Annotated in this window: 24 protein-coding genes and 2 tRNA genes; 15 read left to right on the top strand and 11 right to left on the bottom strand. The window is 65.8% G+C overall.

The annotated features are described in order from the left end of the window. Positions 1-90 precede the first annotated feature (90 nt). From gatC to gatB, 3 genes are read left to right on the top strand one after another with little or no spacing between them, the layout of a single operon-like run. Complete coding sequence (gatC, locus tag EGK63_RS10345; protein ID WP_125901344.1) at positions 91-378, top strand: Asp-tRNA(Asn)/Glu-tRNA(Gln) amidotransferase subunit GatC; 288 nt, start codon at positions 91-93, stop codon at positions 376-378. Between the two features lie 3 nt (positions 379-381). After that, on the top strand, positions 382-1860 hold the full coding sequence (gatA, locus tag EGK63_RS10350; protein ID WP_125901346.1) for an Asp-tRNA(Asn)/Glu-tRNA(Gln) amidotransferase subunit GatA: 1479 nt from the start codon (positions 382-384) through the stop codon (positions 1858-1860). A 2-nt stretch (positions 1861-1862) separates the two neighbouring features. Then, positions 1863-3356 carry an Asp-tRNA(Asn)/Glu-tRNA(Gln) amidotransferase subunit GatB gene (gene gatB / locus EGK63_RS10355; RefSeq protein ID WP_125901443.1) on the top strand — a complete coding sequence of 498 codons (1494 nt, stop codon included), beginning with the start codon at positions 1863-1865 and terminating at the stop codon, positions 3354-3356. A gap of 15 nt (positions 3357-3371) precedes the next feature. Here gatB and EGK63_RS10360 read toward each other — a convergent pair whose 3' ends face one another. The 3 genes from EGK63_RS10360 to EGK63_RS10370 form a co-directional block, all read right to left on the bottom strand. Further along, the gene (locus EGK63_RS10360; protein ID WP_125901348.1) at positions 3372-4292 is read right to left on the bottom strand and encodes a cation diffusion facilitator family transporter; all 921 of its coding nucleotides are present in this window, start codon (positions 4290-4292) and stop codon (positions 3372-3374) included. Between the two features lie 185 nt (positions 4293-4477). Continuing rightward, a complete protein-coding gene (locus EGK63_RS16760; RefSeq protein ID WP_243637646.1) occupies positions 4478-5416 on the bottom strand; it encodes an RcnB family protein in 939 nt (312 codons plus the stop codon). A 157-nt stretch (positions 5417-5573) separates the two neighbouring features. After that, complete coding sequence (locus EGK63_RS10370; protein WP_125901350.1) at positions 5574-6143, bottom strand: RcnB family protein; 570 nt, start codon at positions 6141-6143, stop codon at positions 5574-5576. A 198-nt stretch (positions 6144-6341) separates the two neighbouring features. On the opposite strand from EGK63_RS10370, the gene EGK63_RS10375 reads away from it, so the two are divergent. From EGK63_RS10375 to EGK63_RS10385, 3 genes are all read left to right on the top strand, one after another. Next, on the top strand, positions 6342-6644 hold the full coding sequence (locus EGK63_RS10375) for a sel1 repeat family protein (RefSeq protein WP_125901352.1): 303 nt from the start codon (positions 6342-6344) through the stop codon (positions 6642-6644). 92 nt (positions 6645-6736) lie between these two features. Further along, positions 6737-7042 carry an ETC complex I subunit gene (locus EGK63_RS10380; protein ID WP_087141176.1) on the top strand — a complete coding sequence of 102 codons (306 nt, stop codon included), beginning with the start codon at positions 6737-6739 and terminating at the stop codon, positions 7040-7042. A gap of 21 nt (positions 7043-7063) precedes the next feature. Beyond that, a tRNA-Arg gene (locus tag EGK63_RS10385) sits at positions 7064-7140 on the top strand. Here EGK63_RS10385 and metC read toward each other — a convergent pair. Next, positions 7099-8292 carry a cystathionine beta-lyase gene (gene metC, locus EGK63_RS10390; protein WP_125901445.1) on the bottom strand — a complete coding sequence of 398 codons (1194 nt, stop codon included), beginning with the start codon at positions 8290-8292 and terminating at the stop codon, positions 7099-7101. The two genes, EGK63_RS10385 and metC, sit on opposite strands and share 42 nt — an antisense overlap. Before the next feature lie 79 nt (positions 8293-8371). On the opposite strand from metC, the gene EGK63_RS10395 reads away from it, so the two are divergent. Beyond that, positions 8372-9472 (top strand): amino acid ABC transporter substrate-binding protein, encoded by a 1101-nt coding sequence (locus tag EGK63_RS10395; RefSeq protein WP_243637647.1) that lies wholly within the window; start codon positions 8372-8374, stop codon positions 9470-9472. A gap of 31 nt (positions 9473-9503) precedes the next feature. Further along, positions 9504-10826 carry a dicarboxylate/amino acid:cation symporter gene (locus EGK63_RS10400; RefSeq protein WP_125901356.1) on the top strand — a complete coding sequence of 441 codons (1323 nt, stop codon included), beginning with the start codon at positions 9504-9506 and terminating at the stop codon, positions 10824-10826. On the opposite strand, the gene sseA is transcribed toward EGK63_RS10400, so the two are convergent. Beyond that, on the bottom strand, positions 10823-11662 hold the full coding sequence (gene sseA / locus EGK63_RS10405; RefSeq protein ID WP_125901358.1) for a 3-mercaptopyruvate sulfurtransferase: 840 nt from the start codon (positions 11660-11662) through the stop codon (positions 10823-10825). The two genes, EGK63_RS10400 and sseA, sit on opposite strands and share 4 nt — an antisense overlap. Before the next feature lie 124 nt (positions 11663-11786). Here sseA and kdsA point away from each other — a divergent pair, with 124 nt between their 5' ends. From kdsA to EGK63_RS10425, 4 genes are read left to right on the top strand one after another with little or no spacing between them, the layout of a single operon-like run. Continuing rightward, entirely contained in the window at positions 11787-12689 is a 903-nt protein-coding gene (gene kdsA / locus EGK63_RS10410) for a 3-deoxy-8-phosphooctulonate synthase (protein ID WP_371412961.1), read from the top strand. 18 nt (positions 12690-12707) lie between these two features. Next, positions 12708-14168: a D-glycero-beta-D-manno-heptose 1-phosphate adenylyltransferase gene (gene rfaE2 / locus EGK63_RS10415; RefSeq protein ID WP_125901360.1), complete on the top strand. Its 1461-nt coding sequence runs from the start codon at positions 12708-12710 to the stop codon at positions 14166-14168. Continuing rightward, complete coding sequence (gene rfaD, locus EGK63_RS10420; protein ID WP_243637648.1) at positions 14165-15166, top strand: ADP-glyceromanno-heptose 6-epimerase; 1002 nt, start codon at positions 14165-14167, stop codon at positions 15164-15166. Before rfaE2 ends, rfaD begins: the two co-directional genes overlap by 4 nt. After that, positions 15166-16266 carry a DUF3089 domain-containing protein gene (locus EGK63_RS10425; RefSeq protein WP_125901362.1) on the top strand — a complete coding sequence of 367 codons (1101 nt, stop codon included), beginning with the start codon at positions 15166-15168 and terminating at the stop codon, positions 16264-16266. Before rfaD ends, EGK63_RS10425 begins: the two co-directional genes overlap by 1 nt. On the opposite strand, the gene EGK63_RS10430 is transcribed toward EGK63_RS10425, so the two are convergent. The 5 genes from EGK63_RS10430 to EGK63_RS10450 all read right to left on the bottom strand — a co-directional run bounded on the left by EGK63_RS10430 (position 16267) and on the right by EGK63_RS10450 (position 20265). Then, positions 16267-16644: a response regulator gene (locus EGK63_RS10430; protein ID WP_125901364.1), complete on the bottom strand. Its 378-nt coding sequence runs from the start codon at positions 16642-16644 to the stop codon at positions 16267-16269. Continuing rightward, the gene (locus tag EGK63_RS10435) at positions 16641-17768 is read right to left on the bottom strand and encodes an HWE histidine kinase domain-containing protein (RefSeq protein WP_243637649.1); all 1128 of its coding nucleotides are present in this window, start codon (positions 17766-17768) and stop codon (positions 16641-16643) included. Before EGK63_RS10435 ends, EGK63_RS10430 begins: the two co-directional genes overlap by 4 nt. A gap of 190 nt (positions 17769-17958) precedes the next feature. Continuing rightward, positions 17959-18033, bottom strand: a tRNA-Val gene (locus tag EGK63_RS10440). Positions 18034-18138: 105 nt separating this feature from the next. Then, on the bottom strand, positions 18139-19428 hold the full coding sequence (locus tag EGK63_RS10445) for a dicarboxylate/amino acid:cation symporter (RefSeq protein ID WP_125901366.1): 1290 nt from the start codon (positions 19426-19428) through the stop codon (positions 18139-18141). A 147-nt stretch (positions 19429-19575) separates the two neighbouring features. After that, a complete protein-coding gene (locus EGK63_RS10450; protein ID WP_125901368.1) occupies positions 19576-20265 on the bottom strand; it encodes an HAD-IA family hydrolase in 690 nt (229 codons plus the stop codon). A 75-nt stretch (positions 20266-20340) separates the two neighbouring features. Between EGK63_RS10450 and glmU the strand changes: the two genes are divergently transcribed. Further along, a complete protein-coding gene (glmU, locus tag EGK63_RS10455; RefSeq protein ID WP_125901370.1) occupies positions 20341-21705 on the top strand; it encodes a bifunctional UDP-N-acetylglucosamine diphosphorylase/glucosamine-1-phosphate N-acetyltransferase GlmU in 1365 nt (454 codons plus the stop codon). Continuing rightward, positions 21702-22385, top strand: coding sequence for a ribose-5-phosphate isomerase RpiA (gene rpiA, locus EGK63_RS10460; RefSeq protein WP_125901372.1), 684 nt, complete (start codon positions 21702-21704; stop codon positions 22383-22385). The genes glmU and rpiA overlap by 4 nt, the downstream gene beginning before the upstream one ends. On the opposite strand, the gene EGK63_RS10465 is transcribed toward rpiA, so the two are convergent. After that, the gene (locus EGK63_RS10465; RefSeq protein ID WP_243637650.1) at positions 22375-23172 is read right to left on the bottom strand and encodes a hypothetical protein; all 798 of its coding nucleotides are present in this window, start codon (positions 23170-23172) and stop codon (positions 22375-22377) included. The two genes, rpiA and EGK63_RS10465, sit on opposite strands and share 11 nt — an antisense overlap. Positions 23173-23566: 394 nt before the next feature. Here EGK63_RS10465 and gor point away from each other — a divergent pair, with 394 nt between their 5' ends. Beyond that, positions 23567-24952, top strand: a complete 1386-nt coding sequence (gene gor / locus EGK63_RS10470; RefSeq protein ID WP_125901373.1) for a glutathione-disulfide reductase — start codon at positions 23567-23569, stop codon at positions 24950-24952. The last annotated feature ends 47 nt before the right edge of the window (positions 24953-24999 follow it).

The raw sequence follows: 24999 nt of genomic DNA on the forward strand, positions 1-24999 counted from the left end.
GCTCATTTCGCGCCTGCACCCAAATCCTTGTCGAAGCGGCGTCGAGACGCTAATCCCGACCCCTTAGACTCTCATGCTTTGGAGGGCCGCATGGCCATCGACGCCGCGACGGTGCGCAGGGTTGCGCATCTCGCCCGCATCAAGACCCCCGAGGACCGCCTGGAGCCGCTGGCCCAGGAGCTGAACGGCATCCTGAAGTGGATCGAACAGCTGGACGAGGTGGACGTGCAGGGCGTCGAACCGATGACCTCCAACGTGTCCCAGCCGCTGCGCCTGCGCGACGACGTGGTGACGGACGGCGACAAGGTGGCCGACGTCCTGTCCAATGCGCCCAAATCCGCCGACGGCTTCTTCGTCGTGCCCAAGGTCGTGGAGTAAGTCATGACCGATTTGACCAAGCTGACGCTGGCCGACGCCGTCGACGGCCTGAAGGCCAAGACCTTCTCGTCCGAAGAACTGACCCAGGCCTTCCTGAGCAACATCGAGGCCTCGAACCCGACGCTGAACGCCTATGTCGAGGTGACGGCGGACAAGGCGCTGGAACAGGCGCGCGCGTCCGACGCCCGTCTGGCCAAGGGCGAGGGCGGGGCGCTGGAAGGCGCGCCGCTGGGCATCAAGGATCTGTTCTGCACGCAGGGCGTGCAGACGACCGCCGGCTCGAACATGCTGCGCGGCTTCGTGCCGCCGTATGAATCGACCGTCACCGCCAATCTGTGGCGCGACGGGGCGGTCATGCTGGGCAAGCTGAACATGGACGAATTCGCCATGGGCTCGTCCAACGAGACCTCGGCCTTCGGGCCGGTGAAGAACCCGTGGAAGTCCAAGGGCTCGAACGCCGACCTGACGCCGGGCGGCTCGTCCGGCGGTTCGGCTTCGGCCGTGGCGGCGGACCTGTGCCTGGCTGCGACCGCTTCGGACACCGGCGGCTCGATCCGCCAGCCCGCCGCCTTCACCGGCACCGTGGGCATCAAGCCGACCTACGGCCGCGCCAGCCGCTACGGCATGGTCGCCTTCGCCAGCTCGCTGGACCAGGCCGGGCCGATCGCCAAGACGGTCAAGGATTCGGCCCTGTTGCTGAACTCCATGTGCTCGTTCGACGCCCAGGATTCGACCAGCCTCGACATCCCGACCCCCGACTGGACCCAATCGGTCGGCCAGTCGGTCAAGGGCCTGCGCATCGGCGTGCCCAAGGAATACGTCCTCGACGGCATGCCCGCCGAGATTCAGAAGCTGTGGGAGCAGGGCGTCGCGTGGCTGAAGGCCGCCGGTTGCGAGATCGTCGAGATCAGCCTGCCGCACACCAAATACGCCCTGCCGACCTACTACATCGTGGCCCCGGCCGAGGCGTCGTCGAACCTGGCGCGCTATGACGGCATGCGCTTCGGCCATCGCGCCGAGCAGTTCGCCTCGCTGGACGACCTCTATGCGACCTCGCGCGCCGAGGGCTTCGGCAAGGAGGTTCAACGCCGCCTGACCATCGGCGCCTATGTGCTGTCGGCGGGCTTCTACGACGCCTATTACGTCAAGGCGCTGAAGGTGCGTCGCCGCATCGCCCAGGACTTCGACAACGTCTGGGGCCAGGTGGACGCCATCCTGACGCCGTCCACCCCGTCGGCCGCCTTCGCCATCGGCGACAAGCAGATCGACCCCCTGACCATGTATCTGAACGACGTCTTCACGGTGACGACCAACCTGGCCGGTCTGCCGGGCATCTCGGTCCCCGCCGGCCTCAGCGCCGACGGCCTGCCGCTGGGCCTGCAGGTCATCGGCAAGGCCCTGGATGAAGCGACGGTGTTCCAGGTCGCGGGCGCCCTCGAAGACGCGGCGGGCTTCGTCGCCAAGCCGGACCGTTGGTGGTGAGCATGACTGAAAACTCCAAACTGATCCAGGGCCGCACGGGCGCTTGGGAAATCGTCATGGGTCTGGAGATCCACGCCCAGGTCGCCTCAAACGCCAAGCTGTTTTCGGGCGCGGCGGTCGGCTTCGGCGCCGGGCCGAACGAGCAGGTGTCGCTGGTCGACGCGGGCTTCCCCGGCATGTTGCCGACCCTGAACAAGTATTGCGTCGAGCAGGCGGTGAAATCGGGTCTGGGCCTGCGCGCCCAGATCAATCTGAAGAGCCAGTTCGACCGCAAGAACTACTTCTATCCCGACCTGCCGACCGGCTACCAGATCAGCCAGTTGTATCACCCCATCGTGGGCGAGGGCGTGGTCGAGGTGGAGGCCGAGGACGGCAGCTTCTTCAACGTCGGCATCGAGCGCCTGCACCTGGAACAGGACGCGGGCAAGCTGATCCACGACCTCTCGCCGACGGAGTCCTACGTCGACCTGAACCGGGCGGGCACGGCGCTGATGGAGATCGTCTCGCGTCCCGACATCCGCACGCCGGAAGAGGCGGTCGCCTACGTCAAGAAGATCCGCACCATCCTGATCTATCTGGGCACCTGCGACGGCGACATGGAGAAGGGCAATCTGCGCGCCGACGTGAACGTGTCGGTCTGCCGCGCCGGGAACTACGACAAGTTCAAGGAAACGGGCGACTTCAGCTTCCTGGGCACGCGCTGCGAGATCAAGAACGTCAACAGCTTCCGCTTCATTTCTCAGGCGATCCAGTATGAGGCGCGCCGCCAGATCGAGATCCTCGAAGACGGCGGTTCGATCACGCAGGAGACCCGCCTGTTCGACGCGGTGAAGGGTGAAACTCGCTCCATGCGCTCCAAAGAAGAGGCGCAGGACTATCGCTACTTCCCCGACCCCGACCTGCTGCCGCTGGTGCTGGAACAGGCCTGGATCGACGCCATCAAGGCCGATCTGCCGGAACTGCCCGACGACAAGCGCCGCCGCTTCATGAGCGAATACGGTCTGTCGCAATACGACGCGGGCGTGCTGATCTCGGAGCAGGCCAAGGCCGACTATTTCGAGGCCGCCGCCAAGGGCCGCGACGCCAAGCTGGTGTCCAACTGGGTGACGAACGAGGTCTCGGCCCGTCTGGCCGCTGACGGCAAGGACTTCAGCGACAACCCGCTGCCCGCCGCCCATGTGGCGCAACTGGTCGAACTGATCGAGACGAACGTCATCTCGTCCAAGATCGCCAAGGAAGTCTTCGACTACGTCTGGAACGGCGAAGGCTCGCCCGCCGAAGTGGTCGAGAAGCACGGCCTGAAGCAGGTCACGGACACCGGCGCCATCGAGAAGGCGGTGGACGAGATCATCGCCGCCAACCCCGACAAGGCCTCCGCCGTCGCCGAGAAGCCTCAGGCCATCGGCTGGTTCGTCGGCCAGGTCATGAAGGCCACCGGCGGCAAGGCCAACCCGGCCGCCGTCAACGACATCCTGAAGGCCAAGCTTGGGCTGTAAGCTCTGACGGGAACGTTAGTGGTGGGCTTTAATCGGTCGCATCACGTCAATCTGTTCTGCGCCGCTTTCGTCGAGGCAGCGGTCTTCCACCTGAACGGTGGCGAAGAAAAAACCGAACCGCTCACGTAGCAATGCGTGAGCGGTGAACAGCACGTTCTGTGGGTCGCTGCCTTTGGAGACCCGGATGTGGCTGGAAAAAACTTGCTTGCCGCTGGTTAGCGCCCAGGCGTGTGCGTGATGGACGTCAGCCACGCCCTCAATTTCGGCGAGAGCTTCCGTGATTTGTGACAGGCTGACACCTGTCGGTGTCCCCTCCATCAACAGGTGAGCGGCATCGCGCAATATGCCCCAGCTCGCCCAGATCAGCACAAATCCAAAAGCCATACCGAGAAGCGGGTCGATCAGCAGGAATCCCGTGAACCGAATGATCAGGGCTGTCACGATGATCAGCAGACTGCCGACGAAGGTCTGTATGACGTGCCAGAAGGCGCCTCGCATGTTTAGGTCGTCTTTGCTTTGACGCCACATCAGCCCCAACGCGACGAATTCTGTCAGCAGACCGCCCGCCGCTACCCACAGCATCGGGCCTGTAGGCAGATGAACCGGCTCGGACAACCGCATGGCCGCCATGACGATGACCACCATGGCCATGGCCAACAGGAAACCGCCGTTCACCAGCGCGCCTATTATCTCGGCTCGGAACCAGCCGAAGCTGCGGCTCTCGTCGGCTGGTCGGCGCGCAAGCTTCGCTGCGACAAGAGCAACGAGAACCCCGCCCACGGCGGAGAATGTGTGAAAAGCGTCGGAAATGACGGCGATAGAGCCGGTCCACAGGCCAATTACCAGTTCAGCGATGAAGTAGAGGCCAGTCAACCATGCCGATATGACCATCGCCCGGCCGCTGGAAGGAAGGTGTCCCTGATGACCGCCGTTCATAGCCTTGTCCCTGTATGCGCATCTGTTTCGCACCGGGAGGCGAGCGACTGTGTCATATGGCTCGTTGGGCGGCGCACCTATTCCTTACGCACGCCGCGCCGTGCCCCCTCGGTGAGAGGTCGGGCAAAGAACCTCACGCGAAAACGGCCGTCTCTGGAGAGGCGGCCGTTGTGCTTTTCTGTCGCCTACCAGCGCCAGGCGTCGCGGACGACTTCGATGATGTAGCCGTCGTAGTCGTCGATCAGATAGATCGCATTGTCGACGTAGACCCATCGCGTGCCTGGAGGCGGATAGCCCAGGCCGTAGGAGCGCCAGTCGTTCACCTGATAGCGCCAGAAGACGTCCGGCAGGTACTGGCCGACGTAATACTGCCGGTTCCAATAGCTGCGCGGCACGCTGTAGTAGCCGTAGCCGGGCGCGAAATAGAAGCCGATGCGCACGCCGTTCCAGCTGCGGAAGCGCTGGTCATGGCGCCACCAGTCGCTGCGGTGGCGTCGATCCCAGTCGCGGCGCCACTGGTCGCGGTTCCAGCGGTTGTGGAACTCACGATAGTCGCGGTCCCGGTTCCACTGGCCCGGTCGATCGGGGCGGTTGGGGCGATTCCAGTCCGGACGATCCGGTCTGTTTGGCCTCTGAGAATCTGGTCGATCCGGGCGTTGCGGACGATCCGGTCGGTTCCAGTCGGGCCGATCCGGACGGCCGTTTTCGGGTCTGTCGGGGCGTCCAGGCGTCTCAGGCCGAGAAGGACGGTCGGGCCTGTTCCATTCCGGACGATCCGGGCGCTGCGGATGATCGGGCCGGTTCGGCTGCTGCGGCCGCTCGGGACGATTGGGTCGCTCGCCGGATGGACGGTCCGGCCGGTGGCCATCTGGCCTTTGCGGGCGCTGAGCCTCGGGGGAGGGGCGCTGCGGTCGCTCAGGGCGGCTCTCGAACTGGCGTTCCTGGCGCTGAGAGGGCGATACGGCGCGGTCGCGTTGCTCACGCTGAGGAGCGGCGCGTCGTTCCGGACGGCGAGCGCCGTCCTCGCGCGCGTGGGGCCGGTCCTGGGCCATGACGGCCAGCGGCGCGGCGGTGGGAACCAGGAAGCTGGCGGCGGCCGCGAACATGAGGAGCGAACGTTTCATGATCATCAATCCTCGCACGTCCGACAGGACGGCTTGATGCGCAGGATGCGCGGTGCGCCATGAACCTGCGCTGAACGCTGATCGCAGAGCGTCGTCATGAAAAAGGCCCCGCAAGACAGGTGCTTGCGGGGCCGAAGAAGGAGCTTGTCTGAACGATCTAATAGATGTCGTGCAGGACGCTGGCGATCAGGCCGGTCGCGACCGCGATCATCAGGATGTCGTTGCCGGCGTGGACATAGCGGTAGCCGCGCGGCGCCGGACGCAGGCCGTAATAATAGGGATCGTTCACATAGTATCCGCGGTAGGCGGAGGGCAGATAGCCGCCCGTGCGCCAGCGATAGCCGTAGTAGCGAGGCTCGACCCGATAATAGCCGTGGCCGGGCGCATACCAGTAACCGTTCCGCGCGCCGCGATAATCACGGTACTCGGGGCGGTGACGCCACCAGTCGCGGTTGTCACGGCTCCAGCGGTCATATCGCCGCTGCTCCTGACGCCATTCACGGTGATCGTTGCGGCGGTCCTGTCTCCATTCGCGCCGGTCATCGCGGCGATCCTGGCGCCACTCGCGGCGATCATCGTGGCGATCCTGACGCCGATCGCGATCATGGCCCCGGCGGTCCTGGCTCCATTCGCGACGATCATGGCGGTCCTGAGCCTGCGCCATCATGGGGGCGGCCGTGGTCGCCAGCGCCAGGGCGATGACGGCGGCCTTGGTCAGGCGGTTCATGTTCAACTCCATCCAAGTGGCGAAACCCTGTCTGGCTGGAATTTCGACTTTGGCGAATGAACGCCGTCTGAACCGGAGCGTCATCTTGCGGGGTGTGGCGCGTCCACGGCATTCGGCGTTAACGCTAATTTCAAACCGTCGGTATTTGACTGTCACTCCGAGGGCGGAGCCAGAACGGCCCGTTCAGGAGGACAAGCGATGACTGCCTATGAAACGGCGCACGACGCTATCGACCACGCGGCCCTGCCGCTGCCCACGCCCGACATGGACGGCGACGCCCTGTTCCGTCTGGGCCTGGCCTATTCGGCGGGACTGGACGGGTGCCCGATCGACCGGGTGTCGGCCCACATGATCTTCAACCTGGCCTCCATGAAGGGCTCGATCGAGGCGCGGGAATACCGCCGCGACATCAGCCAGGAGATGGAGCACGACGAGATCGCTGAGGCGCAGCGCGCCGCGCGCCGATGGATCGACGCCGGTTCATCCTCTCTGGCGGCCTGACCTTGGTGAATTGAGAAGCCGTTCGGCGTCTGGACCGGGCGGGCGCGGCGGGGTATGCACCCCGCGAGTTCCCCGTCCGAAGGATTCCGTCCATGCTCGCTCGCATCTACCGCCCGGCCAAGACCGCGATGCAGTCCGGCAAGGCCAAGGCGCGCGACTGGCGTCTGGAATTCGAGCCCGCCTCGGCGCGCACCATTGATCCGCTGATGGGATGGACCAGCTCGACCGACATGAACGGCCAGGTTCGGCTGTCGTTCGACACCAAGGAAGAGGCGGTCGACTACGCCGAACGCCACGGCATCGCCTTCCGACTGCATGAACCCAATGAGGCGCCGGTCATCATCAAGGCCTACGCCGACAACTTCGCCACCAACCGCAAGCAGTCCTGGACCCACTAGGGTCGGACGGCTGCACCTGAGGCGCCCTTAGCTCAACCGGATAGAGCACCCGCCTTCTAAGCGGACGGTTGCAGGTTCGAGTCCTGCAGGGCGCGCCATGCCTTCAATCCCTTCTCCAGATCGGCGATCAGGTCGGCGGGGTCTTCCAGACCGACATGCAGCCGCAGCAGTTGACCCGGCAGGGCGGGCGCATGCTGTCGGTGCGCCAGTTGCGGGGTCTCATGGGTGATCAGGCTTTCGAAACCGCCCCAGGAATAGCCCATGCCGAACAGGTTTAGGGCGCGCATGAAGGCATGAGCGGCCGCAGTGTCGCCGCCCTTCATGACCACGCCCATCAACGACGCCGCGCCGTTGAAATCCCTTCGCCACAGGTCGTGCCCGACCGAGCTGGGCAGAGGCGGGTAGAGGATGCGAGCGACTTCGGCCTGATCCTGCAGCCATTTGGCAATACGCAGGGCTGATCGCGCCTGCGCCTCATAGCGCAAGGGAAGGGTGCGGGCGCCGCGCAACGCCAGCCATGCGTCGTCGGGCGAGACGTGCCAGCCCATGTCTTCGATCGTATGGCTGACCGCCCGCAGAATCTCGGGTGCGTCGGCTGCAATCCCGCCCATCAGCAGGTCGGAATGGCCGCCGGCATACTTCGTCAGGGCCTGGACGCTGACGTCGACGCCGTGCGCCAGAGGGCGAAAGGCCAGCCCCGCCGCCCAGGTATTGTCCATCACCGTCAGCACGCCGCGCGTTCGGCAGGCGGCGGCCAGGGCGGGAACATCCGCCATTTCAAACGTCAGCGAGCCCGGCGCCTCGATCAGCAGCACCCGCGTCCGCTCATGGACGTGCTCCATCACGGCTTCGACCGAAGCGTCGGCGGGATGAAACCGCGCCGTCACGCCTCTGACCTCCAGGTGCCGGGTCAGGAAGCGCCGCGTGGGGCCATAGACGGCGTCGGTCGTCAGCACCTCGTCGCCGGGCCTCAACAAGGCCGTCAGCGGCAAAGTGACCGCAGCCAGGCCCGAGGGAACCAGAAAGACGTCGCTCGCCCCCTCTAGATCGGCCAGCACGGCGCGCAGGTCTCGCGCCGCCCTGGTTCCGTCCAGACCGTAGACCGGACCGTCCGTGGCGTCCTGCATCGCCGCCGGGTCGTCGCTCAGCATGGTCGAGGCCCGCTCGACCGGGGGATTGACGGGGCGGCGCCCCTGGCCGCGTCGCGTGGCGCCGGCGATCAGTCGGGTGCGGTCGGAAAGCGTCGGCATACGGGCTCCGGCGGGTTGCGGTTCGCGGCCTAGAGGGCTCTAAACTAGGGCGGGGCGCAAGGCAGGAGCAGTGAACGGCATGAAGGCGCAGTGGATCGGGGCGGGACTGGCGGCGACGCTGGTGCTTCTGGGCGCCTGCGGGCGACAGACCGAGCCGGAGAGCGACGCCCTGCGTGAGCCGACGCCGCGCACGCCGACAGCCCTGCCGGACGTCAAGGAAAGCCCGACCCTGGCGGCGATCCGCCAGCGCGGCCGCCTGAATTGCGGCGTGCATGAAGGCTTGGTTGGTTTCGCCTATACCGACAACCGGGGCGCCTGGCGGGGCTTTGATGTCGATTTCTGCCGGGCCACGGCGGCGGCCGTTTTCGGCGATCCGGACGCCGTGCGCTTCGTCCCGCTGAATACGGAGCAACGCTTCGATGCGGTTCGTTCCGGTCGGGTGGACGTGCTGTGGCGCAACACCTCATGGACCATGAGTCGCGACACGGCGTCGGGCCTCAGCTTCGCCGGCGTCAACTATTACGACGGCCAGGGCTTCATGGTGCGCCGCGCGCTGAATCTGAACAGTGCGGCTGAACTGAACGGCGCGCGCATCTGCGTGCAGTCCGGATCCACGACAGAACTGAACGTCGAAGATTATTTCCGTCGTCGCGGCATTGAATATCGTCCCGTCGTGGTCGCGACCGAAGGCGAGGCGCGTCAGGCCTATGCGCGTGAGGAATGCGACGCCTTCACCGCCGATATCTCGGCCCTCGCCGCCGCGCGCACGACCCTGCCAAATCCGCAGCAGCATATGATCCTGTCCGACGTGATCTCGAAGGAGCCTCTGGGCCCGGTCGTGCGCAGTGGAGACGATCGTTGGACGGCGGTGATCCGCTGGACACTGAACGCCCTGATCCTGGCCGAAGAGTTGGGCGTAACCCGCGATAACGTTTCGGATTTATCCAAGAATTCAACAGATCCTCGCGTTCGTCGCCTGCTGGGTTCCGAAGGTGACTTCGGCCCTAGTATCGATCTGCCCAGAACATGGGCGCAGGACGCCGTCGCGGCCAGCGGGAATTACGGCGAAATATTCAACCGAAACCTCGGCGAGCAGTCATCGCTTGATCTGGAGCGGGGATTGAATGCTCAATGGTCATCTCGGCCCGCCGGGTTGATCTATGGGCTTCCCGTCCGCTAGTCCAAGGAAGAGGGAATAGGGAAGGGACCGGATGGAGACCACGGCCAAGCGCGGACTGCCGCTTCACATGTTGATGCTGATCGGGTTTCTGGTCGGTCTCATCGGCGGCCTCATCGTCAATCTGACCGTCGGCGGCGACGTCGGCTGGGTTCAGTGGCTGACCTCCAACATCACGGGACCGGCGGGACAGATCTTCCTGCGCCTGCTGTTCATGCTGGTGCTGCCGCTGCTGTTTTCAGCCCTGGTCATCGGCGTGGCCGAGATGGGCGATCTGAAGGCGCTGGGCCGCGCGGGCTCCAAGAGCCTGCTGTTCACCGTCTTCATCTCCGCCGTGGCGGTGCTGATCGGCATGGTGATGGTCAACGTTTTTCGGCCGGGCGACGGGGTCGATCCGGCCCTGGCCCAGCAACTGCTGGATCAAGGGCGCGCCGGCGCCGCTTCGATCATCGGCAATGCCCCGACATCGGTTCAGGCGGGCGATTTCTTCCTGGACCTGATCCCGTCCAATGTCTTTACGGCTGCGGCGGAGAACCAAATCCTGCCAGTCATGGTCTTCGCCCTGTTCTTCGGCGTCGGCCTAGTCATGACCAAGAGCCCGGCGACCGACCGTTTGCAACAGACGATCGAAGGTCTGTTCGAGGTGATGATGAAGCTCATCAACCTCGTCATCCGCATCGCCCCCATCGCCATCGCCTGCCTGATGTTCAACCTGGCGGCCCTGTTCGGCTGGGAACTGCTGATCCGTCTGGGCGCCTTCGTCGCCGTCGCCGTGGGCGCCATGGCGATCCACATGTTCGTGGTCTATCCGATCTGCATTGCGGTTCTGGGCGGCATGTCGCCGCTGAAGTTCTTCCGCGCCATCCGTGAAGCCATGGTGGTCTCCTTCTCCACCGCTTCCTCCAACGCCAGCCTGCCGGTCTCGCTACGCGTGGCCGAGCAGGAGCTAGGCCTGCCGCGCAAGATCGCTCGTTTCGTCCTGACTGTCGGCGCCACCGCCAATCAGAACGGCACGGCCCTGTTCGAAGGGGTGACGGTGCTGTTCCTGGCCCAGTTCTTCGGCGTAGATTTGACGATCGGCCAACAGGTGATCGTCATGCTGGTCTGCATCCTGGGCGGGGTCGGGACGGCGGGGGTTCCGGCGGGTTCCCTGCCGGTCATCGCCATGATTCTGGCCATGGTGGGCGTGCCGCCGGAAGGCATCGGCCTGATCCTGGGCGTCGATCGCTTCCTGGACATGTGCCGGACTTCGCTGAACGTCACGGGCGACTTGGTCGTCGCCACCGTGGTGTCGCGTGGCGAGGAAGATGCGGACGCTTCGTCGCCGCCGCCGGCATCCGCGACGGCTTCAGCCTAGCCCGTAGCCAGGGGCGCGTCCGGTCGCGCGCCCCACTCGGCCCACGATCCGTCATAGAGGCGCGACGGCCGCCCCAGCACGGCCAGCCCCAGGGTCAGGATCGCCGCCGTCACGCCCGAACCGCAACTGGTGATGACGGGCCGCTCCAGATCAACGCCCGCCGCGCGAAAGGCCTCTTCCAGCGCCGCGCCCTGCTTCAACGTCCCATCCGCGTTCAGCAGGCTGGAGAAGGGCAGGTTCAGCGCGCCCGGCATATGACCGGCCCGCACGCCGGGGCGCGGCTCGGCCGCTTCTCCCCGAAAACGCGCCGCCCCGCGTGCATCGACCACCTGAAGACCGTCTGCCAGCGCGGCGCCGACCTGAGTAAAATCCGCCACAGCCTCGGCCTCGAACAGCGCCTTGAACCGCGTAGGGGCAGGCGCTTCGGCCGCGCCGCTCTCGAGCGCTCGCCCTTCAGCCCTCCACTTGGGCAAACCGCCGTCCAGCACGCGCACCCGCTTGGCCCCCATCGTCCGCAACGTCCACCAGACCCGCGCCGCCGAGAACAGCCCCTGCGCGTCATAGACCACGATGTCGTCGCTCTCCGCGACGCCCAGCGCGCCCATCGCCTCAGCGAAGATGTCCGGCGACGGCAGCATGTGCGGATAAGGGCTGTTCCGGTCCGACACCGCGTCCAGATCGAAAAAGACGGCGCCCGGCAGCCGCTCGCGCTCGAAATCCGCCCGCGCATCGCGCCCGTCCAGCCACCAGCTGGCGTCGATGGTTCTCAGGTCCGGCGCGCCCAGCCGCGACGCCAGGGCTTCGGTCGAGATCAGGGGCGTATCGGGGCTGGTCATCTTGTCAGATTACCATGATCGCGACGGCGATGGTCAGGGCCTGAGTCGCCGGATAAGTTGCGAAAACGCATCCGCGACGCCACCTGTCCGCCTGAAAGTCGCGGCATAGGCCCGCGAACCGCCGTTGAAACCAGTCGAAAGCGCCGCCGTGACCTCTCCGAACGCCGTCATCACCCTGTCCGAAGGCCTCAAGACCCCCGTCGTCATCGGCGGCGGCGCCCGCATCGTCTTCATCGCCGGCCCCTGCCAGATGGAAAGCCGCCAGCACGCGCTGGAGACGGCCCATCAGCTCAAGGAGATCGGCGAGCGCCTGAACCTCGGCATCATCTACAAGACCAGCTTCGACAAGGCGAACCGCACCAGCGCCAGCGCCGCGCGCGGCATCGGCCTGAAGGACGCCCTGCCGATCTTCGCCGAAATCCGCGAAGTCACCGGCCTCCCGACCCTGACCGACGTCCACTCCGAGGCCCAGTGCGGCCCGGTCGGCGAGGTCGTGGACGTGTTGCAGATCCCGGCCTTCCTGTCGCGCCAGACCGACCTGCTGCTGGCGGCCGCCGCCACGGGCAAGGCGATCAACATCAAGAAGGGTCAGTTCCTGGCCCCCTGGGACATGAAGAACGTCATCGCCAAGGTCACGGGCGCGGGCAACCTCAACGTCATGGCCTGCGAGCGCGGCGCCAGCTTCGGCTACAACACCCTGGTCAGCGACATGCGCGCCCTGCCGATCCTGCGCGAGATCGGTTGCCCCGTCGTCTTCGACGCCACCCACAGCGTCCAGCAGCCGGGCGGGCAGGGCACGTCCTCGGGCGGCCAGCGCGAGTTCGTGCCGGTGCTGGCCCGCGCCGCCGTCTCGGTCGGCGTCGACGCCGTCTTCATGGAGACGCACGAAGACCCGGATAACGCTCCGTCGGACGGCCCCAACATGGTGCCGCTCAGCCAGTTCGAGGCTCTGGCCGCCGAACTGATCGCCTTTGACGATCTGGCCATCAAGCTGGGTCACAAGGGGCCGATGGCGAAGACGGCGTGAATCCGCTAGTTCGGCGTCATGGCTGAACGTTCTCTTGATCTCGGCGCCCTGCAGTCCCTGCTGGAGCGCGTGCGCGACCTGAAGGTCGCCTGCGTCGGCGATCTGATGCTGGATCGCTATGTCTATGGCGAGGTCAGCCGCATCTCGCCCGAGGCGCCGATCCCCGTCCTGCGCGCGCGCCGCACCGTGGTCATGCCCGGCGGCGTGGGCAATGTCGCCCGCAACGTCGCGGCTCTGGGCGGTCAGGCCCGTCTGGGCGCCGTCGCGGGCGATGACGCGGCGGGCGCCGAACTGGCCGACCTGATCGCCGCCGAGGACCGGATCGAGGACGCCCTGATCCGGCCCGAGGGCGCCGCCACCATCGTCAAGACGCGCTTCGTCGCCGCTGGCCAGCAGCTGCTGCGTCTGGACGACGAGGCCGCGCTCCATTCCGGCTATGCCGACAAGGCGGTGTTTCAGGGCGCGGGCGCCATCCTGCTGTCCGACTACGCCAAGGGCGTGGTGGACGACGACGCCGTTCAGGCGGCGCTGTGGGCAGGGGTCGAATACGGCGCGCCGGTCATTGTCGATCCCAAGGGCCGCGACTTCGCCCGCTATGGCGCGGTCGATGTCATCAAGCCGAACGCCAGCGAACTGGCGGGCGCCACTGGCCTGCCTACCGAGACTGACGAACAGGTCGAGGCGGCGCTGGCCGCCCTGCTGGCCTCCACCACGGTCAAGACCGTTATAGTCACCCGCGCGGGCAAGGGCATGACGCTGGCGCGGCGTGGCGGCGGCGTCACCCACTTCCCCGGCCGGGCGCGCGAAGTGTTCGACGTCTCAGGCGCGGGCGACACCTGCCTCGCCGCGCTGGGCCTCGCTTTGGGCGCGGGCGCGACGCTGGAGCAGGCGGTGCAGTTCGCCATCCTCGCCTCGGGCGTGGTGGTGGGCAAGAGCGGCACGGCCGTCGTCACCCCCGCCGAACTGATCGAGGCCGAGATGAGCCAGCACGCGGCCCTGGCTCAGTCCAAGGTCACGCCGCTGGACGAACTGGCCGATCAGGTCGAGGCGTGGAAGCGTCAGGGCCTGAAGGTGGGCTTCACCAACGGCTGCTTCGACATCCTGCACCGCGGCCACGTCGCCTATCTGGCGCAGGCGCGTGGCTGGTGCGACCGGCTGGTGGTGGCGCTGAACACCGACGCCTCTGTGCGCCGCCTGAAGGGCGAGGGTCGCCCCGTCAATGATCTGGACAGCCGCGCCGCCGTCATCGGCGGTCTGGCCAGCGTCGATCGCGTCACCGCCTTCGACGATCCGACCCCCATGGCGCTGATCGAGCGGCTGAAGCCCGACGTGCTCATCAAGGGATCGGACTACACCAAGGACAAGGTGGTCGGCGCCGCCGAGGTCGAAAGCTGGGGCGGCGAAGTCCGTCTGGCCGACTTCGCCGATGGCTATTCCACGACCAAGACCATCGAGAAGATGACCGGAGACAAAGCATGACGCCCAGAATGATCGTCGTCACGGGCGGCGCGGGCTTCATCGGCTCCAACATCGTCGCCCGTCTGTGCGAGAGCGGCGCCTGGGACGTGGTCGTCTGCGACCGGCTGGAGACGGCCGACCTCGCCAAGTGGAAGAACATCGCCAAACACTCCATCGCCGACCTGTGGGCGCCCGAAGAGCTGTTCGACCAGTTGGAGCGTCACGCCGACCGCATCGAGGCGGTGATCCACATGGGCGCCATATCCTCGACGACGGAGCCGGACGCTGACCTGATCCTGCGCACCAACTTCAGCCTGTCGCGCGACCTCTGGGACTGGTGCGCGGTGCGCAATGTTCGGATGATCTACGCCTCTTCGGCCGCCACCTATGGCGACGGCGAGGCCGGGTTCGAGGACCGCGACGATCCTGAGAGCCTGAATGCTCTGCGCCCGCTAAACGCCTATGGCTATTCGAAATATCTGTTCGACCAGTATGCCGTGCGTCAGGCTGATCGCGACGAGGCGCCGCCTCAGTGGGCCGGGCTGAAGTTCTTCAACGTCTATGGCCCGAACGAGGGCCACAAGGGCGGCATGAAGTCGGTCGTCGCCCAGATCTGGCCCAAGGTGCAGGCGGGCGAGACGGTCAGCCTGTTCCGCTCGCACAACCCGAACTATCCCGACGGGGGCCAGTTGCGCGACTTCGTCTTCGTCGATGACGTGGTCAACATCATCCTGTGGCTGCTTGAGCGCGAGGACATCTCGGGCGTGTTCAACGCCGGATCGGGCCAGGCGCGCTCCTTCGCCGACCTGGCGCGCGCCACCTTCGCGGCGGCGGGCAAGGATCCGTCCATCGCCTACATCGACATGCCCGAGGCGATCCGCGACCGCTATCAATACTTCACCGAGGCCAGCATGGATCGCATCCGCGCCCTCGGCTACGGCGGTCAATCGACGCCGCTGGAGGAAGGCGTGCGCCGCTACGTCCAGGACTTCCTGGCCCAGTCGGACCCGTACCGCTGATGCTGCCCAGGCTGACCTTTCGCCAGTGGGTCGGCTATGCAGGCCTGGCGGTCATTCTTGTGCTGACTGCGGCTGTGGCGGTCTGGCGCGGCGACATCTTGCGGGCGGGTCTGGATCCCCAGGTGCCGTTTCAGACCTATCGTCCTCCGGCTAAGCCCGATTACGCCCAGAAGAACGCCTGGGCCTTGCTGGACGCTCGCGCGCCCGGCGCTGGATCGGCTCATGTCTTCTTCGTGCATTCCACGACCTACAACGGCGGAAAGGACTGGAACGGGGCGATCGACGATGCGCGCGCCCTAGCCGGACTGCGTGGCACGGTACTGCCCAACTACGCTGGCCCCCTGGCCCAGGTGGGGGATGTCAGCGCGCCTCTGTATCGCCAGGCCAGCCTCTATACTCGCCTGACACTGCGTGAAGACGCGCGGGAGGCTCGAGCCTTCGCCTATCAGGACGTGGCCGCGGCTTTCGACGCCTGGTTGGAACGTCACCCGGAGGGGCCCATCATCCTGGCCGGGGTGGAGCAGGGGGCCGAATTGGCCGATCGCCTGCTGCATGACCGGATTGCGCCTGATCCCGCCCTGCGCTCACGGCTGGTCGCGACCTATCTGATGGAGCACCTGGCGCCGGAATCTCGCTTCACCGCCTTCCCCCTCTGTACAGGTCGCGAGCAGGTCGGCTGCGTGCTCGTCTGGCGTTCGCTGGAAGAAGAGAACGAGAGCGAGTCACGCCGCGCGCTACGTCGCGCTTTGACGTGGAACGATCGCGGCGCCCTGGTGACCTTCGACGGCGTAAAGTCCGCCTGCGTCAATCCCGTTACCGGGTCGGCCGCCGCCCCGCGCTCTGAAATGCGTGAAAGCCGCGGTGCGACAAACGCCACCAATCTGGAATGGGGCGTCCGCCCGGCCTTGCAACGCCGTATCGTGGCGGCCGAATGTCGCGACGGCGTCCTGTGGCGTTCGCGGCTGAGTTCGGAATCATTCCGTCCGCGCGGCGCCTGGGCGGAGCAACGGAAGATCCCGCCTTACAACCCTTTCTACGCAGACGTCGAAGCAGACGTGATGGAACGGTTATCCGCCTGGTCTTTGCAAGCGGGCGTCTGATCACGCAGCGTGAATGTTCAAGGCCTTCATCAGGGCGTCGCGGATGGCGCCTTCCGTAAAAGGTTTCTGCACGGTCGGATTGCCCCGCCAATGCTCGGGCAGTCCTGCCTCGCCATAACCGGTCGAGAAGACAAAGGGCACGCCGCGCGCTTTCAGCGCCTCGGCGACCGGAAACACTTCCTGGCCCGCGACATTGACGTCCAGCAGGGCGGCGTCCAGCTCGCCTGTCCCCGAGGCGATGCGCAGGCCGTCGTCCACGTTGGATTCAGGACCGATGACGTCGCATCCCATGTCGCTGAGGATTGTTTCCAACAACATGGCCACCAGCGACTCATCCTCGACGATCAGTACGCGACGGCCAGTGAAGATATCGGTCATGCGTTGGTTTCCAGGGGCAGGTTGAACTCGGCGCGAAAGCCGTCGTCGGCAAAGGACATCTTGACGTCCCCGTGCAGGTCGTGCCGCACGTTGCGTTCGATCAACCGCGTGCCGAATCCGCGGCGTTCGGGCGCGGCGATCGGCCCTCCGCCGACTTCCCGCCAGGTGATTTCCAGCCTCGGCGCCTTCTGATCGGCAACCCGCCAGTCGACTATCACCCGCCCATCGCCGCGGGACAGCGCCCCATACTTTGCGGCGTTGGTGGCCAGTTCATGAAAAACCATGCCGAGAGAGACCGCTCGTGCCGGGGACAGGTCGATGTGCGGGCCGTTCAAACTCAACCGGCCCGTGCCGTGCGCCATGGTTTCATGTTCCAGCACGGAGCGCAGGTCAGCGCCTTCCCAGTGACTACGTGTCAACAGGTCATGCGTGTGCGACAGCGACAGTATCCGCGACTGGAAGGCGGCGGCGAAGGAGCGAGGGTCTTCATGGCTGCGGGCCGTCTGCATGGCGATCGATTGCACCGTCGCCAGGGTGTTCTTCACTCGATGGTTCAACTCGTCGATCATCAGCTTCTGCCGTTCGGCCTCTAGTCTCTGATTGTCGGCCTCGACTTTCATCGCCCGTCGAAAAATGCCGCCGCCCAGCATTTCGTCCAGGGCGGTGCGCCGTCCGTCTCGACCGTCTGCCGTCATACGCGCGTTGATCAGTTCGGTGACGTCGCTGGTGTGTTGAAGGATGTGAGTGACTTCGCCTCGATCATTCTTGATCGGCGTATGCGTGCAACTCCAGTAACGATCGTCGAATGCGACCTGGCCATCCGCGGCAGTTGTCCTGATGGGATAGTGCAGCAGGGCGATATGATCGGCATCGCCGGTCTCCAGCACCTTTTCGAACGACGCCTTCAGACGCTGGCTGTTGTCCTCGCTCGGACCGTCGATGTCGGCGCCGAATACGTCCATGACATGAACGCCGATCAGATCTTCGCGTCGGTGCTGGGTAACGTCCAGATATGCCTGGTTCATTCCAGCGAAACGCAGATCGCGATCCAACAGCATGTATGGGTTGGGTGAGGCGTCGAAAGCCGCGACCAGATCAATCGTTTTGGCCAGTGTCCTCAACACGTCCCCCGTCCTATTGCGTCCCTAACGCAACGCGAGCGGAAAGGGTGCATGACCCTCGGCCCGAAACGAGGGAAATTGTAGAGACGAGCAGACCCGAACCGTCAAGCTGGCGCTCAGATGGCAAGGCGCGACAGAAAAGCGCCGCCCGCTGATGATACGGGAAATCTGCTGTTGCCTTAAAAGGAGAAAATGGTGGACGCGACAGGGATTGAACCTGTGACCCCCTCGGTGTGAACGAGGTGCTCTCCCGCTGAGCTACGCGTCCGCCTGGGAACGGGGCGGTCAGTGACTGCGCCGTCGGGAGGCGGGGACATAGCCCGCGATTCCGACGACGGCAAGCCTCAATTCATCAAATAGCAGCGTCGCTTGCTCAGATTCCCGCCGCTCGCGCGCCTTCCGGGGTTTCGCTGTCCGGATCGCCAGGCAGCCAGGCGACATGGCCGTTGTAGATGTCCTGGTTCAGGAGGCCTTCCTCCTTGGCGACCAGGACGGGCACGATCATCTGGCCGGTGACGTTGGTGGCCGTGCGCATCATGTCGATGATGCGGTCGATGGCGATGATGTAGCCGACGCCTTCCAGCGGCAGGCCCGCCGTCGACAGCGTCAGGGTCAGCATGACGATGCTGGTCCCCGGCACGCCCGCCGTGCCCAGCGACCCCAGCACGGCCGTCAGGCCGATCAGGATGTACTGCGTCAGCGTCAGGTCGATCTGGAAATACTGGGCGATGAAGATCGAGGCGATGGCCGGATAGATGGCGCCGCACCCGTCCATTTTCACATTGGCGCCCAGCGGCACGGCGAAGGAGGCATAGGCCTGCGGCACGCCCAGACGTTCGACCGTCTGGCGCAGGGTGACGGGCAGGGTGCCCAGCGACGACGAGGTGGCGAAGGCCGTCTGCATAGCCGCAGCTCCGCCGCGGAAGAAGCTGACCACCTTCAGCCCGTGCAGCTTCAGCAGGCCCGAATAGACGACAAAGATGTGGAACAGGCAGGCCGCATAGATGGCGAAGATGAACTTGCCCAGCGGCAGCAGCGCCTCCCAGCCATAGCCGCCGACGACCGAGCCGATCAGGCCGAACACCCCGAAAGGCGTCAACTGGATCACCCAACGCGTGATGCGGAACACCAGGGCCGCGCCTTCATCCACCAGCCTGCGCGCGTTCTGCGCCCGATCGCCCAGCGCCACCAGCGCCGCCCCCACCAGCGCCGAGAAGAAGATGATCTGCAGCACCTTGCCCTCGGCCAGGGCGGCGAAGGGGTTGGTCGGCACGACGCCCAGCAGCACCTGCAACGGCGTCGGAATCTCGCGCGCCTTGACCTCGCCCAGCGGCAGGTTCGACAGGCCGACGCCCGGATTGATGATGTGGCCGAACGCAAAGCCGACCAGCACGGCCAGCAGGGAGGTGATGGCGAACCAGACGATGGTCCGCACCCCCAGCCGCACCGCGCCGACCCCTTCGCCCAGCTTGGCGATCGAACTGGCGATGGTGAACAGCACCAGCGGCGCCACCACCATCCGGATCAGGTTCAGATAGACGTCGCCGATCGGCTGCAGCCAGACGGTCGCCTGCTCGCGCAGGATCAGACCGGCGATGATGCCCAGGGCGAACCCGGCGGCGGTGCGTTGCCACAGCGGAATGGCGAAGAAGCGACTAAGCATGACGACCCAGAGAGGAGGAACGGGTCGATCTATGTGTTTCGCAAGCGCGAAGACGGCAACAGCCGCAGAGGCGGTTGAGGGTTAGAAGTTCTAAAGGCAGCAGGAGTTTTCCTTCCGCCTACATAACCCGCTCATTCCGGCGAGGGGTCAACCCCGCATCACCTCGGCCAGCGCCTCTTCGAACCCGTCGTAGTGGTCGATCATCACGTCGCCGCCCAGTTCCGCGTGCGGCACGTCGTTGTAGCCGAAGCTGACGGCGATGCAGGGCACGCCCGCATCCTTGGCCGCCTTGGTGTCGGTGGTGCTGTCGCCGACCATGACGCAGCGCGCCGGATCGCCGCCCGCCTTCTGCACCGCTTGGATGATGTGGGCGCCGCTGGGCTTGCGGGCCGACACCGCATCCGGTCCGGCCACGAAGGCGAAGTGGCGCGTCAGCTCCAACGCCTCGATCAGCGCCACCGACAGATCGGTGCGCTTGTTGGTCGCCACGCAAAGGATCGCCCCGCGCGCGCTCAGCCGGTCCAGCGCGGCGACGCAGCCGTCGAACGGGCGGCTCTCATCGGCGATGTGGGCCAGGTAGTGTTCGATGAAGCGCTCGAACAGGCCGGGGGCGTGGGCCTCGTCCCAGACGGCGCCCGCTTCCATGAAGCCGTGGCGCAGCATGGCCATGGCGCCGTGTCCGACCAGATGCCGGGTCGAGGACATGGGCACGGGCGGCAGCTCATACTCCGCCAGCATCCGGTTCAGCGTCCCGATCAGGTCCGGCGCCGAATCCACCAGTGTCCCGTCCAGATCGAAGGCGATGGTCCAGCCTTCCAGGTCGCGCTCAATGCTCACTCATCTGTCTCCCGGCTCGCGAAGACCCCGGCAATGGGCTAGATCGCAGGCAACGACAAGCCGCCGGATCGATTCATGACCGCACCCCATCCCCAGACTCATCCGAGGGCCGCCATCATCCTCGCCGCCGGCCAGGGCACGCGCATGAAGTCGCCCCTGCCCAAGGTGCTGCACCCGGTGGGCGCCCGCGCCATGCTGGATCACGCCATCGACGCGGCCGAGGCTCTGGGCTGCGAGCGCATCGTCGTCGTGGTCGGCTCCCACTCGCCGGAAGTCCGCGCCCATGTCGAAAAGCGCCTCGGCGCCGATAGCATCGCCGTTCAGGATCCGCCGCTGGGCACCGGCCACGCCGTGCGCGCCGCCGAGGCCGTGCTGGGCGACTTCATCGGCCAGGTGGTCGTCACCTACGGCGACGTGCCCCTGCTGAAGGCCGCCGACATAGAGCCGGTCTTCGCCGCCCATGAAGGCGTCACCGTCATCGGCTTCGAGGCCCGCGACCCCGGCGCCTATGGCCGCCTGATCCTCGACGGCGACAGCCTGCTGGCTATCACCGAGGCCAAGGAGGCGTCGGCCGAGGTTCTGGCGATCACCGCCTGCAACTCCGGCGTCATGGCGGCCCCGGTCGGCCTGATGTTCGAGCTGTTGTCCGAGGTGACGAACGACAACGCCAAGGGCGAATACTACCTGACCGACGTGGTCGAACTGGCTCGCAAGCGCGGCGCCCCAACCCGCGCCGTCTTCGCCGCCGAGGACTCCGTCATGGGCGTCAACGCGCAAGGCGAACTGGCCCAGGCCGAGGCCCTGTTCCAGAAGACCCAGCGCGAGCATTTCCTGGCGCAGGGCGTCACCATGTCGGCCCCTGAAACGGTCCACTTCGCTTGGGACACGGACATTGGCGCAGGCACGACCATCGAGCCCTTCGTCGTCTTCGGCCCCGGCGCCAAGGTGGCCGAGGGCGCGCGCATCCGCAGCTTCAGCCATATCGAGGGCGCCAAGGTCGCGACCGGCGCCGAGATCGGTCCCTACGCCCGCCTGCGCCCCGGCGCGGACCTGGGCGAAGGCGTCAAGATCGGCAACTTCGTCGAGGTCAAGAACGTCCGCATGGACGCGGGAGCCAAGGCCAATCATCTGGCCTACCTCGGCGACGGCCATGTGGGGACGAAAGCCAACATCGGCGCGGGCACGATCTTCTGCAACTACGACGGCTTCTTCAAACACCGCACCACGGTGGGCGAGGGGGCCTTCGTCGGCTCCAACTCGTCGCTGGTCGCACCCGTGACCATCGGTTCGGGCGCCATGGTCGGCTCCGGCTCCGTGGTGACGAAGGACGTCGCGCCCGGCGACCTGGCCCTGGCGCGCGGCCAACAGACGACGAAGCCGGGCTGGGCCGCCCGCTTCATGGACACCATGCGCGCGAAGAAGGCGGCGAAATCCCAATGAGCGACCTGCAGAAAAAGAACGCCGGCGAAGCCGCCGCCCAATACGTCGAGGCCGGGATGGTCGTCGGCCTGGGCACCGGCTCCACCGCCGCCTGGTTCGTCAAGGCGCTGGCCGCCCGCAACCTGCCGGATCTGCGCTGCGTCCCGACGTCCGAGCGCACCGCCGATCTGGCGCGCGAACTGGGTCTGACCCTGTCGACGCTGGAAGACACCCCGCGCATCGACCTGACCGTCGACGGCGCCGACGAGATCGGCCCCGGCCTGGCCCTCATCAAGGGCGGCGGCGCGGCCCTGCTGCGCGAGAAGCTGGTGTGGGAGGCGTCTGCCCGCTGCATCTGCATCGCCGATGCGGCCAAGGTGGTGCCTGCGCTAGGAACCTTCCCCCTGCCGATCGAGGTCGTCGCCTTCGGCCACAAGACGACCGCCAACCGCATCGCCGACGTCCTGGCCAATCATGACATCGGCTCGCCCGCCCGCGTGCGCGAGGCCGAGCGCGGCCTGATCCGCACCGACGGCGGCAACCTGATCTACGACGCGGCCTGCAAGCTGATCGCCGACCCGGCTCGTCTCGCCGCCGACCTGAAAAGCCTGACCGGCGTGGTTGAACACGGCCTCTTCCTCGACCTGACGGACCTGGCCGTCATCGGCACGAACGAGGGGTTCGAAACGCTTAATCCGTAGTTGTCGGCGCCTCATCGGCCAGTCGGGCGTGCGCGCGACGGATGGAGGACTGGATCTCTGACTTGCTCGCCCGTACGTTTTGACGGGTGCGCTCTGCGCCGTAGAGGCCGTGAAGATACGCCTTGTCCCACTCGGTCAGGTGTGGGGCGCTGCCCGGGTCGTCGAAGACGTTCAGGATCGACGCATAAGCGCTAGTGTCCGCCGTCGGGTCGATCTGCGCCAGCGACACCATAGTGATGTAATCGGCCAGTTGCAGCGAATTGATTGCGCCGGTCTTGCTGATGTCCACGACGATAATGGCGCGGAAAATGTTGTCGACGATCTGTGTCGTCAGACGTGAAGCCGAGGACACATTGATCACCGGGGCATAGTCCATCGGCCCCGAGCAATCGTTCGTACATTCTCCGGGGATGCGAACCGCGCGCTGACCCGTTTCAGAATCGACCGGCATGCTGACCTGCCACCAGCGGACGGGACGGCTGGTTTCTTGGAAATCTCTCAGTGCGGCAGCGCCACGATCCATGCCGGAGCCGCCCATGCGTAGGGCTCGACGGCGGCGCTCAACCAGTTCCTGCGCAAAGGCGTCGCCATCAGTGGTTGCGACGATCAGCAGATTGGGCGTGCACCCGGGATCGCCTGTATTCAGACCAAGATCTTCCGCCACGGTCGAAACACGGTCCACCAGATATTGCGCGGCTTCACGGCGCAGATTGACGGCGCCGACACAGACGCTGCGATCCCATCGTGCGATGCCGCGACCGCGATTGGGCGCGGCGACCTCGCTCACAAAGTTCTCTATCAGGGCGTCCAGGCGCCGCCCTGAGACTTGGATGTCCTCCAGGCGAACGGCTTGATCTTCAGCGGTAGAGCTCGCCTGTGCTGGCGCTTGGTCTAGCGGCATGCTCGCGCTGAGAGCCAGAGCGAAAATTTGAGCAATCATGCCGCACCCTGTGGCGTAGTGATGTTCTTTAAACTCTATTCTAGAGCTGTGGTTTGTCAAAGCTTCAAAGTCGCTCGCACAAAGACTTGTTCTGGGATTGCTCAACCGCGTGGCGGCCAAGCGCCTTGCCCCCTCGCATCCCGGCGCCTAAGTCGGGTCAGCGCTGCGGCCCAGCCGCGCGGATTTCAGACGATTCAGACGAATTGGACTCATCTTTTCGGGTCCATTCCCGGAGAGCCCGATGGCCCAATACGATTACGACCTCTTTGTCATCGGCGCCGGGTCGGGCGGGGTGCGGGCGGCGCGGTTGACGGCGCTGGGCGGCAAGAAGGTCGCCATCGCGGAAGAGTATCGCGTGGGCGGCACCTGCGTCGTGCGGGGCTGCGTGCCCAAGAAGTTCATGGTCATGGCCTCCGAAGTCAGCCACGCGCTGGAGATCGCTGAGGGCTACGGCTGGTCCTTCGACAATGCGAAGTTCGACTGGCCGACCTTCCTGCACGCCAAGGACGTCGAGATCGCCCGCCTGTCGGGCATCTACGCCGCCAACCTGGCCAAGGCGGGCGTCGATCTGGTCCACGGCCGCGCCGTCCTGAAAGACGCCCACACCGTCGAGATCGTCGGAAAAGACCAGACCATCACCGCCGAGAAAATCCTGATCGCCACCGGCGGCCGCCCGTGGAAGCCGGAAGGGCTGACCGGCATCGAACACGCCATCACCTCGGAAGAGGCCTTCCACCTGCCCGAACTGCCCAAGCGCATCCTGATCGCGGGCGGCGGCTATATCGCGGTGGAATTCGCGGGCATCTTTGCGGGATTGGGCGTCGAGACGACGTTGATCTATCGCGGCCCGAACATTCTGCGCGGCTTTGACGACGACGTGCGCGCCCACCTGGCGGGTGAGATCGAGAAGCGCGGCGTCAAGGTCATCCTGGGCTGCCAGCATTCCTCGATCGAGAAGACCGAGACCGGCCTGGTCAACCACCTCGAGAACGGCATGAAGATCGAGACCGATGTGGTCATGTTCGCCACCGGCCGCGTTCCTCACGTCAAGGATCTGGGCCTCGAGACCGCCGGGGTCGAACTGAACGACGACGGCGCCGTCAAGGTTGATCAGCATTCCAGAACGACGGCCGACAACATCTGGGCCATCGGCGACGTCACTGATCGCATGAACCTGACCCCGGTCGCCATCCGCGAAGCCGTGGCCTTCCATGAGACAGTTTACAGGAACAACCCGCAGAGCTTTGATTATGAAGCCGTCGCCACCGCCGTCTTCAGCCAGCCGCCGGTGGGCACCGTCGGCCTGACCGAGGCCGAAGCTCGCCATGCCTGCTCGGGCGAGGTGGACGTCTATGTCACGCGCTTTCGGCCGATGAAGTACGCTTTCACCGGCTCGGACGAACGGGTGCTGATGAAGCTGGTGGTCGATGCCGACACCCAGCGCGTCGTCGGCTGTCACATTGTCGGCCCCGACAGCCCCGAGATGATCCAACTGGCCGCCATCGCCGTGAAGGCGGGCCTGACCAAGGCCCAGTGGGATGCGACCTGCGCCGTCCACCCGACCATGGCCGAGGAGCTTGTCACCCTGAAAGATAAGCAAGTTCCGGCTTCCATGTCCGCCGGATGACCCCGAGCGGCCGGCTTGCCAGCCGCTTCATCCGCGCGTCTTATGTT

This window comes from Brevundimonas sp. 357 (genome assembly GCF_003938605.1).
Lineage (GTDB): Bacteria > Pseudomonadota > Alphaproteobacteria > Caulobacterales > Caulobacteraceae > Brevundimonas.

Coding starts and splice junctions, on each gene's coding strand:
- EGK63_RS10395 (WP_243637647.1), top strand. CDS start 8,372: ATGAAGGCGCAGTGGATCGGGGCGGGACTGGCGGCGACGCTGGTGCTT.
- EGK63_RS10360 (WP_125901348.1), bottom strand. CDS start 4,292: ATGAACGGCGGTCATCAGGGACACCTTCCTTCCAGCGGCCGGGCGATG.
- metC (WP_125901445.1), bottom strand. CDS start 8,292: ATGCCGACGCTTTCCGACCGCACCCGACTGATCGCCGGCGCCACGCGA.
- EGK63_RS10400 (WP_125901356.1), top strand. CDS start 9,504: ATGGAGACCACGGCCAAGCGCGGACTGCCGCTTCACATGTTGATGCTG.
- EGK63_RS10425 (WP_125901362.1), top strand. CDS start 15,166: ATGCTGCCCAGGCTGACCTTTCGCCAGTGGGTCGGCTATGCAGGCCTG.
- EGK63_RS10375 (WP_125901352.1), top strand. CDS start 6,342: ATGACTGCCTATGAAACGGCGCACGACGCTATCGACCACGCGGCCCTG.
- gor (WP_125901373.1), top strand. CDS start 23,567: ATGGCCCAATACGATTACGACCTCTTTGTCATCGGCGCCGGGTCGGGC.
- gatB (WP_125901443.1), top strand. CDS start 1,863: ATGACTGAAAACTCCAAACTGATCCAGGGCCGCACGGGCGCTTGGGAA.
- gatA (WP_125901346.1), top strand. CDS start 382: ATGACCGATTTGACCAAGCTGACGCTGGCCGACGCCGTCGACGGCCTG.
- EGK63_RS10445 (WP_125901366.1), bottom strand. CDS start 19,428: ATGCTTAGTCGCTTCTTCGCCATTCCGCTGTGGCAACGCACCGCCGCC.
- EGK63_RS10370 (WP_125901350.1), bottom strand. CDS start 6,143: ATGAACCGCCTGACCAAGGCCGCCGTCATCGCCCTGGCGCTGGCGACC.
- EGK63_RS10380 (WP_087141176.1), top strand. CDS start 6,737: ATGCTCGCTCGCATCTACCGCCCGGCCAAGACCGCGATGCAGTCCGGC.
- rpiA (WP_125901372.1), top strand. CDS start 21,702: ATGAGCGACCTGCAGAAAAAGAACGCCGGCGAAGCCGCCGCCCAATAC.
- rfaE2 (WP_125901360.1), top strand. CDS start 12,708: ATGGCTGAACGTTCTCTTGATCTCGGCGCCCTGCAGTCCCTGCTGGAG.
- gatC (WP_125901344.1), top strand. CDS start 91: ATGGCCATCGACGCCGCGACGGTGCGCAGGGTTGCGCATCTCGCCCGC.
- rfaD (WP_243637648.1), top strand. CDS start 14,165: ATGACGCCCAGAATGATCGTCGTCACGGGCGGCGCGGGCTTCATCGGC.
- sseA (WP_125901358.1), bottom strand. CDS start 11,662: ATGACCAGCCCCGATACGCCCCTGATCTCGACCGAAGCCCTGGCGTCG.
- glmU (WP_125901370.1), top strand. CDS start 20,341: ATGACCGCACCCCATCCCCAGACTCATCCGAGGGCCGCCATCATCCTC.
- EGK63_RS16760 (WP_243637646.1), bottom strand. CDS start 5,416: ATGAAACGTTCGCTCCTCATGTTCGCGGCCGCCGCCAGCTTCCTGGTT.
- EGK63_RS10430 (WP_125901364.1), bottom strand. CDS start 16,644: ATGACCGATATCTTCACTGGCCGTCGCGTACTGATCGTCGAGGATGAG.